At 73.2% G+C, this 14,289-nt stretch carries 17 protein-coding genes; 5 read left to right on the top strand and 12 right to left on the bottom strand.

Features of this window, described 5'->3' with window-relative positions; genetic code table 11:
• Positions 1 to 145: 145 nt before the first annotated feature.
• Positions 146 to 334, bottom strand: coding sequence for a MerR family transcriptional regulator (locus ACYP53_RS13365; protein ID WP_189919143.1), 189 nt, complete (start codon positions 332 to 334; stop codon positions 146 to 148).
• Between the two features lie 194 nt (positions 335 to 528).
• Here ACYP53_RS13365 and ACYP53_RS13360 point away from each other — a divergent pair, with 194 nt between their 5' ends.
• The gene (locus ACYP53_RS13360; protein WP_189919457.1) at positions 529 to 978 is read left to right on the top strand and encodes a type II toxin-antitoxin system PemK/MazF family toxin; all 450 of its coding nucleotides are present in this window, start codon (positions 529 to 531) and stop codon (positions 976 to 978) included.
• 13 nt (positions 979 to 991) lie between these two features.
• Here the strand turns inward: ACYP53_RS13360 and ACYP53_RS13355 are convergent, their stop codons facing one another.
• The 7 genes from ACYP53_RS13355 to clpS all read right to left on the bottom strand — a co-directional run bounded on the left by ACYP53_RS13355 (position 992) and on the right by clpS (position 6,004).
• Entirely contained in the window at positions 992 to 1,960 is a 969-nt protein-coding gene (locus ACYP53_RS13355) for a PLP-dependent cysteine synthase family protein (RefSeq protein WP_459647483.1), read from the bottom strand.
• A 110-nt stretch (positions 1,961 to 2,070) separates the two neighbouring features.
• The gene (locus tag ACYP53_RS13350) at positions 2,071 to 2,349 is read right to left on the bottom strand and encodes a MoaD/ThiS family protein (protein ID WP_189919139.1); all 279 of its coding nucleotides are present in this window, start codon (positions 2,347 to 2,349) and stop codon (positions 2,071 to 2,073) included.
• A gap of 124 nt (positions 2,350 to 2,473) precedes the next feature.
• Complete coding sequence (locus ACYP53_RS13345) at positions 2,474 to 2,593, bottom strand: putative leader peptide (protein ID WP_380415855.1); 120 nt, start codon at positions 2,591 to 2,593, stop codon at positions 2,474 to 2,476.
• Positions 2,594 to 2,731: 138 nt separating this feature from the next.
• Positions 2,732 to 3,163 (bottom strand): M67 family metallopeptidase, encoded by a 432-nt coding sequence (locus ACYP53_RS13340; protein ID WP_189919136.1) that lies wholly within the window; start codon positions 3,161 to 3,163, stop codon positions 2,732 to 2,734.
• 168 nt (positions 3,164 to 3,331) lie between these two features.
• Positions 3,332 to 4,798: an amino acid permease gene (locus ACYP53_RS13335; protein WP_189919134.1), complete on the bottom strand. Its 1,467-nt coding sequence runs from the start codon at positions 4,796 to 4,798 to the stop codon at positions 3,332 to 3,334.
• 284 nt (positions 4,799 to 5,082) lie between these two features.
• Positions 5,083 to 5,655 carry a DUF2017 domain-containing protein gene (locus tag ACYP53_RS13330; RefSeq protein WP_459647482.1) on the bottom strand — a complete coding sequence of 191 codons (573 nt, stop codon included), beginning with the start codon at positions 5,653 to 5,655 and terminating at the stop codon, positions 5,083 to 5,085.
• Positions 5,656 to 5,710: 55 nt separating this feature from the next.
• Positions 5,711 to 6,004, bottom strand: coding sequence for an ATP-dependent Clp protease adapter ClpS (gene clpS / locus ACYP53_RS13325; RefSeq protein WP_189919130.1), 294 nt, complete (start codon positions 6,002 to 6,004; stop codon positions 5,711 to 5,713).
• A 140-nt stretch (positions 6,005 to 6,144) separates the two neighbouring features.
• On the opposite strand from clpS, the gene ACYP53_RS13320 reads away from it, so the two are divergent.
• Both ACYP53_RS13320 and ACYP53_RS13315 read left to right on the top strand, forming a co-directional pair.
• A complete protein-coding gene (locus ACYP53_RS13320) occupies positions 6,145 to 7,479 on the top strand; it encodes a nicotinate phosphoribosyltransferase (protein ID WP_189919128.1) in 1,335 nt (444 codons plus the stop codon).
• Between the two features lie 319 nt (positions 7,480 to 7,798).
• Positions 7,799 to 8,389 (top strand): isochorismatase family protein, encoded by a 591-nt coding sequence (locus ACYP53_RS13315; RefSeq protein WP_189919118.1) that lies wholly within the window; start codon positions 7,799 to 7,801, stop codon positions 8,387 to 8,389.
• Between the two features lie 54 nt (positions 8,390 to 8,443).
• Here ACYP53_RS13315 and ACYP53_RS13310 read toward each other — a convergent pair whose 3' ends face one another.
• Entirely contained in the window at positions 8,444 to 9,448 is a 1,005-nt protein-coding gene (locus ACYP53_RS13310) for a hypothetical protein (protein WP_459647481.1), read from the bottom strand.
• Between the two features lie 256 nt (positions 9,449 to 9,704).
• On the opposite strand from ACYP53_RS13310, the gene ACYP53_RS13305 reads away from it, so the two are divergent.
• Both ACYP53_RS13305 and ACYP53_RS13300 read left to right on the top strand, forming a co-directional pair.
• On the top strand, positions 9,705 to 10,361 hold the full coding sequence (locus ACYP53_RS13305; protein WP_459647480.1) for a hypothetical protein: 657 nt from the start codon (positions 9,705 to 9,707) through the stop codon (positions 10,359 to 10,361).
• Positions 10,362 to 11,194: 833 nt separating this feature from the next.
• On the top strand, positions 11,195 to 11,635 hold the full coding sequence (locus ACYP53_RS13300; RefSeq protein WP_189919106.1) for an RNA polymerase sigma factor: 441 nt from the start codon (positions 11,195 to 11,197) through the stop codon (positions 11,633 to 11,635).
• 107 nt (positions 11,636 to 11,742) lie between these two features.
• Here ACYP53_RS13300 and ACYP53_RS13295 read toward each other — a convergent pair whose 3' ends face one another.
• The 3 genes from ACYP53_RS13295 to mycP form a co-directional block, all read right to left on the bottom strand.
• Entirely contained in the window at positions 11,743 to 12,324 is a 582-nt protein-coding gene (locus tag ACYP53_RS13295) for a DinB family protein (RefSeq protein WP_189919097.1), read from the bottom strand.
• A gap of 102 nt (positions 12,325 to 12,426) precedes the next feature.
• On the bottom strand, positions 12,427 to 12,828 hold the full coding sequence (locus ACYP53_RS13290; protein WP_459647479.1) for a winged helix-turn-helix transcriptional regulator: 402 nt from the start codon (positions 12,826 to 12,828) through the stop codon (positions 12,427 to 12,429).
• Positions 12,829 to 13,086: 258 nt separating this feature from the next.
• Positions 13,087 to 14,271, bottom strand: a complete 1,185-nt coding sequence (mycP, locus tag ACYP53_RS13285; protein ID WP_459647478.1) for a type VII secretion-associated serine protease mycosin — start codon at positions 14,269 to 14,271, stop codon at positions 13,087 to 13,089.
• Positions 14,272 to 14,289: the final 18 nt, after the last annotated feature.

Below are 14,289 nucleotides of genomic sequence, written 5' to 3'. Positions count from 1 at the left end.
CCGGCCGGTAGCACTGCGTTGGTGTGTCGAGGGTAAGGGCGGAGGGGCACTTTGCCCCCGTCCCCGTGCCGGGCTGTGGCTGGAATCACCAGAACGCCGGGGACGCGGGCGGGGCGGTGGCCGGGGGTCCCCGAGGGGGTGGGGATCAGCGGTGGCGGGGGCGGTTGCGGGCCCAGGCGCGGATGGTGTCGGGGTACCAGCGGGGGTGGCCGTTGTCGTCGGTCAGGTCCGGGTCGGGCAGCAGGCCGTGCCGCCGGTAGTTGCGGACGGTCTCGGGCTGGACGTTGATGTGGCGGGCGATCTCGGCGTAGGACCAGAGCGTGCTTCTCGTCACGCGGTACCTCCGGGACGGGGGCGGACGTTCGTGACGCAGCCTCCCCGGGGGCGGGCGGGGCCTCGGGTACGGAACGGGCACGGTGGCCGTTCCGTGACGAACCGGGAGCAACACGCGGACAAATACTCAACTGTCACAGCCGTCACGGTGGTGGCGTCCACCCCCGGCCCGGTACGGTTCGCCGCATGAACGGCATGACTGCTACCTGGGTCGTCCTGGCACTGGCCGGCATCGCGCTGGTGGCGGCCGTCGCGGCGGTGCTGGCGCGGCGCACCCGCCCGGCCCCGCGCCCGGCCGGGCCGACCGGCCCGCGGCCGCGCCCGGGCACCAAGGCCGGCCCGGAGCCGCAGGAGATCTGGTGGGCGGAGGTGCCGTTCGAGGACGGCCCCGGCGCCAAGGACCGTCCCTGCCTGGTGCTGCGGGTGCACGGGCGGACCGCCACCGTCGCGAAGATCACCAGCAAGCACCACACCGAGCGCCCCGGCGTGCTGCCGCTGCCGCCCGGTTCGGTGGGCGACCGGCAGGGCCGGTCCAGCTGGCTGGAGACCGACGAGCTGCGCGAGGTGCCGCTGTCGGCGTTCCGCCGCCGGGCCGGCACGGTGGACCGGCAGGTGTGGGCCCGGGCCCGTCAGGTGCTGGGCTGACCGTCGGCGCGGGTCAGGCCCAGAGCTGGCCCTGCAGCGCCTCGACCGCGGCCTCGGTGGACTCGGCGGTGTAGATGCCGGTGGACAGGTACTTCCAGCCGCCGTCGGCGACCACGAAGACGATGTCCGCGCGCTCCCCCGCGGCCGCCGCCTTGCGGCCGACGCCGATCGCGGCGTGCAGGATGGCGCCGGTGGAGACGCCCGCGAAGATGCCCTCCTGCTGGAGGAGTTCGCGGGTGCGGCGGACGGCGTCCGCGGAGCCGACGGAGAAGCGGGTGGTGAGCACCTCGGCGTCGTACAGCTCGGGGACGAAGCCCTCGTCCAGGTTGCGCAGCCCGTAGACCAGGTCGTCGTAGCGCGGTTCGGCGGCGACGATCTTCACGCCGGGGACCTTCTCGCGCAGGTAGCGGCCGACGCCCATCAGGGTGCCGGTGGTGCCGAGGCCGGCCACGAAGTGGGTGACGGTGGGCAGGTCGGCGAGGATCTCGGGGCCGGTGCCGGTGTAGTGGGCGCCCGCGTTGTCGGGGTTGCCGTACTGGTAGAGCATCACCCAGTCGGGGTGCTCGGCGGCGATCTCCTTGGCGATCCGGACGGCGGTGTTGGAGCCGCCCGCGGCCGGGGAGGGGATGATCTCGGCGCCCCACATGCGGAGCAGCTCGCGCCGTTCCTCGCTGGTGTTCTCGGGCATCACGCAGACCATCCGGTAGCCCTTGAGCTTGGCGGCCATGGCGAGCGAGATGCCGGTGTTGCCGCTGGTGGGCTCCAGGATCGTGCAGCCCGGGGTGAGCCGGCCGTCGGCCTCGGCGCGCTCGATCATGTGCAGCGCCGGACGGTCCTTGATCGAGCCGGTCGGGTTGCGGTCCTCCAGCTTGGCCCAGAGGTTGACCAGGCCCTCGGTGTTGCCGGGGACGGCGGCGGACAGCCGCGGCAGGCGGACCAGCGGGGTGTTGCCGACGGCTTCGAGCGGGCTGTCGTAACGCAAGGGAGGCCTCCGGCCACGGCGGTGAGGGTCACACGGCGTTGGGGGTCACGGGGTGGTTCCCCCGCCGGCGGCGGCGGGGGAACCAGGAGGTCAGCGGGCGGACCGGCAGGTCAGCGGGAGCCGCCGGCCACGGCGGGCAGGATGGTGACGCTGTCGCCGTCGGCCAGGGCGGTGGAGATGCCCTCCAGGAACCGGACGTCCTCGTCGTTCAGGTACACGTTGACGAAGCGGCGCAGCTCGCCGCCCTCGAGCAGGCGGGCGGCGATGCCCGGGTGCCGGGCGTCGAGGTCGGTGAAGAGTTCCCCGATGTTGCTGCCGTTGCCCTCGACGGCCTTGGCGCCGTCGGTGTAGGTGCGGAGGATGGTCGGGATGCGGACCTCGATGGCCATGGGTGCGGCGCTCCTGTGCGAGTCGTGGAGTGGGTGGGCCGCGAGGGGCGCGGCAGGGCGGACGGTGCCCGGGGCTCGGCGCCGCCGGTAGGGGCGGCGGGGCCCGGGTGGGGCGAGGCGGCTCTCAGCGCGAGCGCGCGGGCGTGCCGGGACAGATCGCGCCGGCGTGCCGGCACAGGTCGACGTGCAGGCGCGCCACGAGGCGGGTGCCCGGGGCCTGGTTGCTCACATCGACGGAACGCATGGACTCATCGTATAGATTCCCGGCCCCGCTCCGACATGCCCGTCTCGGGATCCGGATGTTCCCGTTCCCAGTACTGAGACGGCACGGCCCGCCGACCGGGCGCGAGCGGTCGGCGGGCCTCGTCCGGGTGGGTGCCGGTCAGGCCTCGTGGGCCTCGACGACCTGGACGTCTTCCTCTGTGATCTCGCCGTCCACGATGCGGAACGAGCGGAACTGGTACGGGTCGTCCTCGCCGTTGCCGTCGGCGGTGGAGACCAGGACGTAGTGGGCGAACGGCTCGGACGCGTAGCTCACGTCGGTGCGCGAGGGGTAGGCCTCGGTGGCGGTGTGCGAGTGGTAGACGATCACCGGCTCCTCGTCGAGGTCGTCCATCTCGCGGTAGAGCTTCAGCAGGTCGCCCGAGTCGAACTCGTAGAAGGTGGGCGAGCGGGCGGCGTTGAGCATCGGGATGAACCGCTCGGGCCGTCCGCTGCCGGCCGGTCCGGCGACCACGCCGCAGGCCTCGTCCGGGTGGTCGGCGCGGGCGTGGGCCACGATCCGGTCGCGGATTTCTCGGGTGATGGTCAGCATGTGGTCAGGATAGACACGCCCCGGCGAGTGATCGCCGGGGCGTCCGAAGCGCGGTCGGCCGGTGTCCGCGAGGCGGTCGGCCGGTGTGCGCGCGGCGGTCCCGGTGTCCGCGTTGCGGTCGGCCGGTGTCCGCGTTGCGGTCGGCCGGTGTCCGCGTGGCGGCCGGGTTCAGCCCTCGTCGGCCGTCTGCAGGTCGCCCCGGGCGGACCCGGCGGCCGGCTCGGCGGCGGGGCCGGTGACGGCCTGCGGGTTGCGGCTCCGCAGGACGCGGTAGCCGATCACCAGCAGCAGCGCCCAGCCGGGGAAGACGTACAGCGAGATCCGGCTGTCCTCGTCCAGGCCGATCAGCACCACGACCAGGGCGAGGAAGGCGAGCGCGGCCCAGCTGACCCAGGCGCCGCCGGGCGCCTTGAAGGAGGGGGCCGGCAGCCGGCCGTCCTGCCAGGCCCGGCGGTAGCGGATCTGGGAGATCAGGATCATCGCCCAGGTCCACAGGCCGCAGACCGTGGCGACCGAGGTGATGTACTCGAACGCCCGTGCCGGGACGAGGTAGTTGAGCACCACGCCGACGCCCATCAGCAGGCTGGAGAGGGTGATCGCGAAGGCCGGGGTGCGGCGGGAGTTGAGCTTGGTGAGCTGCCCCGGGGCCTGGCCGCGCAGCGCGAGGTCGCGCAGCATGCGGCCGGTGGAGTACATCCCGGAGTTGCAGGAGGAGAGCGCCGCGGTGAGCACCACGAAGTTGATGATGCCGGCCGCCGCCGGGATGCCGATCTTGCCGAAGGCGGCGACGAACGGGCTGACGCCGGGCTGGAACTCGGTCCACGGGACCAGCGAGAGGATGACGACCAGGGCGCCGATGTAGAACAGCGCGATGCGCCAGGGCAGGGTGTTGATCGCCCGCGGCAGGGTCTTCTCGGGGTCCTCGCTCTCGCCCGCGGTGACGCCGACGAGCTCGACGCCGAGGTAGGCGAACATGACGATCTGAAGGGTCATCACGGTGGCGCCGATGCCCTTGGGGAAGAAGCCGCCGCCCTCCCACAGGTGGGTGATCGACGCGGTGTCACCGGCCTTGCTGAAGCCGAGGGTGAGCACCCCGACGCCGATCAGGATCATGCCGATGATGGCGGTGACCTTGACCATGGAGAACCAGAACTCGATCTCGCCGAACAGCTTCACCGAGATCAGGTTGGCCGCGTAGAGGACGACCAGGAAGGTCAGCGCGCTGGCCCACTGGGGGATGTCGGGCGCCCAGAACTTCACGTACACGGCGGCGGCGGTGGTCTCCGCCATGCCGGTGACGACCCAGAACAGCCAGTACGTCCAGCCGGTCACGTAGCCGGCGAAGGGGCCGAGGAACTCCCGGGCGTACTCGGCGAAGCTGCCGGACACCGGGCGGTAGGTGAGGAGTTCGCCGAGGGCGCGCATGATCACGAAGATCACCAGGCCGGCGACGGCGTAGGACAGGATCAGGCTCGGGCCGGACTTGGAGATCGCGGTGCCGGCCCCGAGGAAGAGGCCGGTGCCGATGGCTCCGCCGATCGCGATCATCTGGATCTGGCGGCTGCCGAGTCCCCGCTCGTAGCCCTCCTCTTCCGGTGGGGTGTCGACCACGTGGTCGTACGACTTCTCGGCCATGGGTACACCGTCCTGGTCGGTCTCGGGGGTGGAGAAGTCGTACCACGCACCATCCGGACAGCGGTGTTCATCTGAGCGATATTTGAGCATGACCTGATAGGGCTTGCCCCGTTTTGGACGGGAAAGCCCCGGCAGACCGTCCACATGCTGGACGAAACCGCCGGGGCCTGCCCGAAAGCGGGCACGCTTGCCCCGCAAACGCGAACGGGAGCGGCCACGGCCGCTCCACGTCCACCCGGAGTTCCTTCCCGGTTCACCCCGCGTTCACCCGCGCGGGGACGGGCTCAGCCGGCCATCGCCTCCAGCAGCGACTCCTGCATCGCCCCCAGCCACAGGTAGGCCATCACCAGCGGCTTGCGCTCGTCGCCGTCCGGCAGGTCGTAGAGGCCCTCCTCGTCGTCCTCGGTGACCTCCAGCCGGACACCGAGGGCCAGCCGCAGGTCGTTCAGGGCGCCCAGCCAGCGCTGGCAGTCGGAGGTGGTCGGCTTGAGCACCCCCGCGCCGCCGAGGCCGTCCAGTGCCCGGATGACGAACAGCGCGTCGTCCCGTTTGCGGGCCCGCAGGTCCAGCTCGGTGAAACGGCGGAACTCCCCGGACGCGGCCACCGCCTCGTCGTCGGCCGGCTTCTCCGGGTCGCGGTAGGCGTCCGGGAAGAACCGGGCCAGCACCGGGTCGGCGGGCGCCTCGGTGGGACCCTCGGCGAACAGCGCGGCCAGCGGGTCGCCGCCCTCCCCGCCCGGACCGGGGCCGATCAGCTCCAGCAACTGCACTTCCAGCGAGCGCAGGATGGAGACCTCCCACTCGTCCAGCGCGATCGCCGCGCCGCCACCGCCGGTGCTCTCGAACAACCCAGCCATCTGTATCGGTCAGCCCGTCTTCGTCGTCTTCGGTCGTACGGCCGGTGGGCCGGCGTCAGTCGTGCTGCAGCGTCGCCCAGAGGCCGTAGCCGTGCATCGCCTGGACGTCGCGCTCCATCTCCTCGCGGGATCCGCTGGAGACCACCGCCCGCCCCTTGGTGTGGACGTCCATCATCAGCTCCCTGGCCTTGTCCTTCGGGTAGCCGAAGTAGGCCTGGAACACGTGCTGGACGTAGCTCATCAGGTTGACCGGGTCGTTGTGCACGATGGTCACCCAGGGGGTGTCCGGCTCTGCCACCGGCAGCCCCTCGACCTCGGGGCGCTCGATCTCCGCGGGCGCGACACTCACGCCGGGTCCTCCTCACTGCACGCTCGTCCGTTGCCCATCAAGCCCCATGCTGCCATCCGGGGGACCCCCGGGCGATTCCGGCCCGGCCGACCCGAAAAGAAATCGTCAATCTGACGCTAAGTGGTAGTAGCATCATCCTCATGGACGCCACTTCAGTGCGCGCGGCCGGCTCGACCGCGCTTCTCACCGACCGCTACGAGCTCACCATGCTGCAGGCCGCCCTGCGCAGCGGGGCGGCGCACCGCCACTCCGTCTTCGAGGTGTTCACCCGCCGCCTGCCGGGCGGCCGCCGCTACGGCGTCATGGCCGGCACCGGCCGGGTGCTCGACGCCGTCGAGAACTTCCGGTTCACCACCGCCCAGCTGGACTGGCTGTCCGACCAGGACGTGGTCGACGAGGAGACCCTGCGCTTCCTCGCCGACTACCGCTTCCGCGGCGACATCCAGGGCTACCCGGAGGGCGAGGTCTACTTCCCCGGCTCGCCGCTGCTCACCGTCGAGGGCAGCTTCGCCGAGGCGGTGATCCTGGAGACGGTGATCCTCTCGATCCTCAACCACGACTCGGCGATCGCGGCCGCCGCCTCCCGGATGACCGCCGCCGCCGGCGGCCGCCCGGTCATCGAGATGGGCGCCCGCCGCGCCCACGAGCAAGCCGCCGTCGCAGCCGCCCGGGCCGCCTACGTGGCCGGGTTCGCCGCCACCTCCGACCTGGAGGCCGGCTTCACCCACGGCATCCCCACCACCGGCACCGCCGCGCACGCCTTCACCCTGGTGCACGACAGCGAGCGGGACGCCTTCCGCGCCCAGATCGCCTCGATGGGCAAGGGCACCACGCTGCTGGTCGACACCTTCGACCTGCGCGAGGCCGTGCGCACCGCGGTCGAGGTGGCCGGCCCCGAACTGGGCGCCGTCCGGATCGACTCCGGCGACCTCACCCTGCTGGCCCACCGGGTCCGCCGCCAGCTGGACGAACTCGGCGCCGCGGACACCCGGATCATCGTCACCTCGGACCTGGACGAGTACGCGATCGCCGCCCTGGCCGCCGCCCCGGTGGACGGCTACGGCGTCGGCACCAGCCTGGTCACCGGCAGCGGGCACCCGACCTGCGCCATGGTCTACAAGCTGGTCGCCCGGGCCGGGGCCGACGGCGGCCCCCTGGTCTCGGTCGCCAAGCGCTCGGCGGGCGGCAAGACCAGCACCGGCGGCCGCAAGTGGGCGGCCCGCCGGCCCGACGCCGACGGCGTCGCCGAGGCCGAGGTGGTCGGCACCGGGCCCGTCCCGGAGGAGCTGCGGCCGCACCTGCTGCAGGTGCCGCTGGTACGGGCCGGCGAGACCGTCGGCCGGGAACCGCTGACCGCCGCCCGCGAACGGCACGTCCGCGCCCGGGCCGCGCTGCCGCTGTCGGCCACCCAGCTCTCCAAGGGCGACCCGGTGCTGCCGACCGAGCTGCTCCTGCCCGCCGACGTGGTGCTCTGAGCCACGCCCGGCCGGCGGGTGGTTCGGGTCCGCCCCGGCCGCCGACCGGCGGGTCACCGTCCGACCTGTCACCGTCCGACCGGGGTCCCGTCACCCTCCGGACGGCGGGCGGACGCCCCGGGCCCGGCCGCCGCACCGGCTGCCGGACCGGCCCCGGGGCTTCCGCCCCCGCGCGGCACTCCCTAGAGTCAGCCGTAGAGTTCCCCGGAGCTCCCCCGAGAACCCCCGAGCCCCGCACAGCCGGGCCGAGTACTCCCGAGGGCTCCCCCACACCGGGGCGCCGCCTCCCGCGGGCCCCCGACATCCGAGGATGCGAGCCATGCACCGGGCACTGATCGTCGTCGACGTTCAGAACGACTTCTGCGAGGGCGGCAGCCTGGCCGTCGCCGGCGGCGCCGAGGTGGCCGCCGCCATCACCGATCTGATCGCCGAATCCTCCCCCGGCTACCAGCACATCCTCGCCACCCGCGACCACCACATCGACCCGGGTGCGCACTTCTCCGCCGAGCCGGACTACGTCGACAGCTGGCCGCCGCACTGCGTGGCCGGCACCGAGGGCGTGGGCTTCCACCCCAACTTCGCGCCCGCCGTGATCTCCGGCGCGGTCGAGGCGGTCTTCGACAAGGGCGCCCACTCGGCGGCGTACAGCGGCTTCGAGGGGCTGGACGAGAACGGACGCGGTCCGGTGGCCTGGCTGCGCGAGCGGCAGGTCGACGAGGTCGACGTGGTGGGCATCGCCACCGACCACTGCGTCCGGGCGACCGCGCTGGACGCCGCCCGGGCGGGCTTCGCCACCCGCGTCCTGCTGGACCTCACCGCCGGGGTGGCCCCGGAGACCACCGCCGCCGCGCTGGAGGAGCTGCGGGCGGCCGGGGTCGAACTGGTCGGCACGCCGCTGGTCCGCTCCTGACGGCCGGGGTCGAACCGGTCGGCACGCCGCTGGTCCGCTCCTGACGGCTCCGGCTCAGACCACCAGCAGCTCCACCACGTCGGTTCCGCCGACCCGGAACGCCTCGCGCAGCTCGCCGCCGACCGCGTCCGGGTCGGCGGCCAGCCGGTCACCGCAGACGTACACCACCCGGATGCCCAGGTACTCCATCCGGTGCTGGCCGCCGCGCACCCAGGCGGCCTCGCCCTCGCTGACGCAGCGCAGGTCCGAGTCCACCTCCACCGCGACACCGCGCTCCGGCCAGTAGAGGTCCGGGACGCCGATGTAGGTGCCGCCGCGCATCCGCAGCTCGGGGGCGTTCAGCGGGACCGGCAGCAGCCACTCGTCCACCAGGTGGCCGACCCGCTCCAGCACCGAGTCCCGCTCGGCGGCCAGGAGTTCGTCCAGCGCGGCCCGCACCCGGGGCTCGCCGGTCAGCCCGGACTCGATCAGCTCGGCGGCCAACTCCCGCACCGAGCAGCCGTTCTCGGGACGGGAGACGGCCTCCCGCAGCACCTCGCGCACCGGCGCCGGCTGCCCGGGGTCCGCCGTCCACTCGCCGAGCGCGTCCGCGACCGCCCGGGCCACCGGCGCGCAGGCCAGACCGTGCACCGAGCGGGCCACCAACTCCCGCTCCGTACGCCGGATCCGCACCTCGCCGACGTCCTTCAGCCGGCGCTGACGGGGCACCAGGACGTCCACCCCGGTCACCGCGGGCAGCCGGGGCACGGCCGCGAAGCCGTACAGCGCCAGCGCGGCCGCTCCGGTGATCACCGCACCCTCGCGGCGGCCCTCCTCGCGGCCGTTCTGCGCGGCGTACAGCAGCGCGGCCCACATCCGCTGCTCCGGGGTGGGCTCGTCGGACTGCAGCAGGTAGACCCGGGGCAGCAGCCGCTGCCAGGGCCCGCCCCGGCGGCAGTGCCCGGTGACGACGCGGGCCGGCACGCCCCGGGCCCGCAGCTGACTCGCGGTGACGACGTTCTGCTGACGCTTCGCCAGCTCCTCCAGCGACGGCGGAGGCGAGGGAATCCGGTAGCTCATGCCGACACCATCCCCAACCGTCCGGACCCGCGACCGGGAGCCTGACGCACTGTTACTCAACCGTCGCGAAACCGGGACCAGCCCGCACTAAAGTCCTCATACCCTCACTCATTTGGAGTAATTGACGCTCATCCGGTTGTCATACCTGATCGAAAACGATCGCCGACCTGGTCGTCTGACCCAGAGTGATCAAAGGCATACGGCGAGGGACCCTCCGAGCGTCAATCCCGCCCCCGGGATTGCCTAGGCTTACGTCATGTCACGTGACGAGACCGCCGGCCTCCGCGCGGCCCAGCTCCGCCTCGGCCGCCTGCCCGGATACGTCCGCCGCCCGGACCCCGCCCGCCGCAGCGGCGAGAAGGGCCATACGTACAAGAAGGGCTGGGAGGTCCGCTTCACCGCCCGCAGTGAAGCCGAGATAGCAGAGATCCGCGACCTCGTGGTCGCCGCCGGGTTCGCCCCGGCCAGACCGTTCTTCAAAGGCCACCAGCTCATCCAGCCGGTCTACGGCATGGCGGCGGTGCAGGCCTACCTGGCGGCTAGACAGGCGGCCGAGGAACACGCCGCCCGGACCGCGGGCGGCCGGCGGCGGCGCGCGGGGCACGGCGCTGCGGGGCACGGCACCGGGGGGCACGGCACCGGGGGCGGGCACGCTCCCGGGCACTCGGCGGGCCCGCACGCGGCCGGTACCCATGCCTCCGGTGCGCATTCCTCCGGTGCCAACTCCTCCGGGGCGACGCACCGGTGCGAGCGCGAGGAGGCCGCCGCCGGAGCGGCCGCGGCGGCTGCGGCGGCTGCGGCCGTGGCCGCGCAGGCGGCCCGACGGCGGGCCGTCGAGTCCTTCCCCACCCAGATCGAACGGGACACCGCCGCGGACCGCATCTCCCCGTCGGAGGCCCGCACGACCACCTGACGGCAACCCCCGACGGGCAACCGCACGGCCCGTCCCCACGCCCCGGCCGCCGAGGCCGATTCCAGGCCGCCGGGGCACGGTCGAGCCGCACGGTGACCGCCGACGGGCACGGACCGCCCGGACCGGCGCCGGATCCGCGGGCCCGGAGCGACGGCGCGCGACCGCCCCTGTGCGCGCGCCGCTCACCACCACGTCCGCCCCGGCGCGCAGCATGTGCCCGACCCAGCGCATCCGCCGCGCGCTCACCCCGCCGCCACCCCGGCACCCACCGCTGCGCGCACACCCCCGCGCACACCGGGCCCGCAGGACCCGGCTTCCGAGAATGTGCGGCGCAATGTTCACCGTCCCGCGCACACCGGGCCCACGGGCCCCGGTACCGCCATGCGTGTGGTCGTGACACCCCCCGATCGCGCCCCGCCCCCGCGACCGGCGCGACCGCCACGGGGATCGCGAGCACGGTTGCGCGGGTGGTTGTGCGGGCCCGGCTTCGCGCCGTGGGCGTGGACGCCAGCCGCCCCAGGGCCTACGGTGGCACATCAACCGCCTTGCGGCGACAGCCGTCCTACACCCTCTGACCAGCTGCGACGCGCTCGCAACTACGCCTCCCCCGCCACTGCGCAGCACCACCCCGCCGGCCCCGCGCCGGCCACCCGCCAGCCCCTGCCCGGCCCGCTCCACCGCCGTGCCGCACCCGGTCCTCACCGGAACCGGCCGGGCGGCGGCGGGTTCCGGGCATTCCATCGGATTGGTCACCCAGCGCACCGAGGGCCTACCGTAGAGTGAGCACAGATGATCGACCGTCAGAAACCCATCTCCCTTTCCGAGAAGACGAGATGACCAACCGTCACACGCGTTCCGCCGAGCCACCCCCGGGGCCCGGCGAGCCGGAGGACGCACCACTGGAGTTCACCGCGTTCTGCGAGCTCCACCGCCCCCGGTACCTCAGCTATGCCCGGGTCTGGCTGACCGAGCACAGCGACGCGGCCACGGCCGTCCAACAGGCGTTCGCCGAAATCGCGGTGCACTGGCGCGAGTTGATGGGGAGCTCCAACCCGACCGCGCACGCCTGGGAGATCCTGCGCGGCACCGTCGCCGCACACACCCGCCGGGAATCGCCCGACCCGGACCGCCACCCGGCCGACGACGACCTGGCGATCCTGCACTACGTCGTCGGCCTCGCCGCCCCCGAGATCGCCGACGTCATCGGCACCGACGCCGCCAGCGTCGCCGGACGACTGCGCCGCACCATGCTGCGCGAGGCCTCCGGCTGGTGACCGCGCGCCCCGCGTGCGCCCCCTGAACGCCTCGCGCGCCGCCGCGCCCGCCGGGCCGGGCCGTCCGTCGTGTCCGGCTGGCCCGTCGCGTCCGGTCCGGGACGGCCTCAGACCCGCTCGCCCGTCACATCGACCAGGTGGTGCACCGGGTCGTGGATCAGGTACCGGGCGAACGACTCGACCGTGAACCGCGCCCCGTCACTACGGTTCCCCGTACGCCGCCACTGCTCGCCGGCCACCCGCTCGAAGGCCCCGGCCAGCGCCTCCGCGGCCTCCGCCAGCTCCCCGGCCACCACCCCCGGCAGCTGCTCCCCGTAACGCTCGGCGACAGCCGTCTCGTCCTGGTCCCAGTTCGGGAACAGCGGGTCCTCCCCGTCCAGCATGAGGTTCAGCCGGACCAGGAACAGCCGGAAGACGTCCCGGACGTGGCACGCGTACTCCAGGTCCGACCAGACGCCCGGCTCCGGCCTGCGCCGCAGCCCCTCCTCGTCCCCGGCCAGCACCGTCAGCCAGCCCTCGGCGTTGACCCGGATCATCCCCGCCACGTCCTCCCGCACCACCCCCGGCGTGTCCAAGCCGCAGTCGGAGCACGGGCGTTCGAGCACCCAGGTCCAGTCCTTGGTGTCGGGGACGATCTCCCCCGCGGCGGCTGCGTCGGCGGGGTTCGCGGCATTCTCGGAAGCACTCATGGGCCCCAGCATGGCCGCCACCGGGGCCACCCCACCAGCGGCAGGAACGCCAGCGGCCGCCGAAATGCGGCCACCTCCGCCACCCGCCCGCCACCCGCCCCCTCAGTGCCCGCGCTCGTACTCCGCCCGCGCCGCCAGCAGGCCGCCCAGGTTCTCCCGGCTCCACGCGCACACCGCGTCCATCGGCCCCAGCAGCGTCCGGCCCAACGGCGTCAGCGCGTACTCGACCCGCGGCGGGTTCTCCGCGAACTCGGTGCGCTCCACCGCACCGTCCCGCTCCATCGACCGCAGCGACTCCGCCAACACCTTGGCGGTCACACCCACCAGCGGCACCCGCAACTCCGAGAAACGGCGCGGACCGCCCTCCAGACACCGCAGGATCTTCCACGCCCACTTCCGGCTGCCCAGCACCGGCACGGCCTGCACCGGACAGTCCGGGAAGAAGTCCGCCGTCAGCGGCGCCAGTACCGTTGAAGTAACCGGCACCCCCCGGTCTACCGTCACCGCACCGGCGGGCACCGACACCCGCCCCCCAACGGACGGGAGACCCCCTTGAACACCACCAGCACCGACGGCACCACCGGCCCGCACCGCGCCGACCTCATCGTCTACGGCGCCGGCGGCCAGATCGGCCGAGCCCTCGTCACCGAAGCCCTCCGACGCGGACTCACCGTCACCGCCGCAGTCCGCGCCCCCCGACGCCACGCCGACCTCGCCCGCCCCGCACCACCGGCAGCAGATCGCCGTCGCCGCATGACCCCCTCAGCCCCGCCCCCGCCGCCGCGCCCGCACCACGAGCGCGACCACCAACGCACCCAAGAGCACCACCCCACCGGCCGCCACCCCCACGACGACCCCCATCCCGTTCCCGCTGCTCCCCCCACCGTCCGCCCCGGGCGCGACAGCCACATCCGAAGCCTCATCCGTCGGATCATCCGCCGGCGGCGCCCCCCGCGACTCCGCCCGCTTCACCAGCGGGTTCTCCCGAGACCCGCCGTCCACCGCCGGATTCGCCTCCAACGCCTTCGCCGGCGCGAGGATCCCGTAGCCGTAGTGGCTGTTGGGCACCACCGTGCCATCGGCCGGCGGCGTGGCCGACTTGATCATCCGATTGATGACCTGCCCGGCCGACAGGTTCGGGTACTTGGAACGGATCAGCGCGGCAGTGGCGGAGACGTAGGCGGTGGAGTCGGAGGTGCCGTCCGCGACCCCGTAGCTCGTGGGCGACTTCGCCGTGGCTCGGTAGATCCCCACGCCGGGCGCGATGAGCGTGGTCTCAGGGCCCGGCGTGGAACTGTCCCAGACGACTCCCTTGGAGTCCACGGCCCCCACCGCCATCACCCCGGGGAAAGCGGCCGGATAGTTGACGCCCAGGTCCGAACCGCTGTTGCCCGATCCGGCGACCAGCACGACATCCTTCGACACCGCGTACGCAACAGCCTTCCGCACCTGTGATTCGAAGCGCGAGGACCCCGCGATGGACATGTTGATGACCGTCGCTCCATGATCCGCCGCAAAACGGATCGCCTCCGCGAGATCGTTCTGCTCAGGAATGGGGCCGCCGTCGCTCGTCCGCACCTTTACCGGAAGGATCTTCGCTTTCGGAGCCAGGCCCATCACCCCGGCTTGAGCTCCGTGCCCATGCCCCGCGATCAAGCTCGCCATGCCGGTGCCGTGGCCGTCGGTGTCGATACGACCGTCCGACTGGGTACCGGAGAAGTCGGCCCCCGGAAGTACCTGGCCGGTCAGGTCCTGATGCTCCGAATTCACCCCGCTGTCGATCACCGCGACGACGACTCCGTCACCCTGGCTGACCGGCCAGATCTTCGTCTCGGCCTCGAGGCTCTTCAAAACCCACTGCTGATCCCTGATCTGATCGGCCGAGGCCGCCGGCACGACGACGCTCCAGGCCAACGTTCCCGCGGCAAGGGCCGCCGTGCCGCGCACCAACCGACGGCTCGCCAA

Source organism: Kitasatospora sp. Ki12 (assembly GCF_054601375.1).
Note: the sequence above shows the minus strand (reverse complement) of the source record. Positions and strands in the feature narration are given on the sequence as shown.

What these genes read in the sequence shown, in the direction of transcription:
- ACYP53_RS13330 (WP_459647482.1), bottom strand. Translation starts at nt 5,655, where the DNA reads ATGGCTGGGTTGTTCGAGAGCACCGGCGGTGGCGGCGCGGCGATCGCG.
- ACYP53_RS13295 (WP_189919097.1), bottom strand. Translation starts at nt 12,324, where the DNA reads ATGAGTGCTTCCGAGAATGCCGCGAACCCCGCCGACGCAGCCGCCGCG.
- ACYP53_RS13320 (WP_189919128.1), top strand. Translation starts at nt 6,145, where the DNA reads ATGGACGCCACTTCAGTGCGCGCGGCCGGCTCGACCGCGCTTCTCACC.
- ACYP53_RS13310 (WP_459647481.1), bottom strand. Translation starts at nt 9,448, where the DNA reads ATGAGCTACCGGATTCCCTCGCCTCCGCCGTCGCTGGAGGAGCTGGCG.
- ACYP53_RS13305 (WP_459647480.1), top strand. Translation starts at nt 9,705, where the DNA reads ATGTCACGTGACGAGACCGCCGGCCTCCGCGCGGCCCAGCTCCGCCTC.
- ACYP53_RS13300 (WP_189919106.1), top strand. Translation starts at nt 11,195, where the DNA reads ATGACCAACCGTCACACGCGTTCCGCCGAGCCACCCCCGGGGCCCGGC.
- ACYP53_RS13345 (WP_380415855.1), bottom strand. Translation starts at nt 2,593, where the DNA reads ATGCGTTCCGTCGATGTGAGCAACCAGGCCCCGGGCACCCGCCTCGTG.
- ACYP53_RS13360 (WP_189919457.1), top strand. Translation starts at nt 529, where the DNA reads ATGACTGCTACCTGGGTCGTCCTGGCACTGGCCGGCATCGCGCTGGTG.
- ACYP53_RS13350 (WP_189919139.1), bottom strand. Translation starts at nt 2,349, where the DNA reads ATGGCCATCGAGGTCCGCATCCCGACCATCCTCCGCACCTACACCGAC.
- ACYP53_RS13315 (WP_189919118.1), top strand. Translation starts at nt 7,799, where the DNA reads ATGCACCGGGCACTGATCGTCGTCGACGTTCAGAACGACTTCTGCGAG.
- ACYP53_RS13340 (WP_189919136.1), bottom strand. Translation starts at nt 3,163, where the DNA reads ATGCTGACCATCACCCGAGAAATCCGCGACCGGATCGTGGCCCACGCC.
- ACYP53_RS13335 (WP_189919134.1), bottom strand. Translation starts at nt 4,798, where the DNA reads ATGGCCGAGAAGTCGTACGACCACGTGGTCGACACCCCACCGGAAGAG.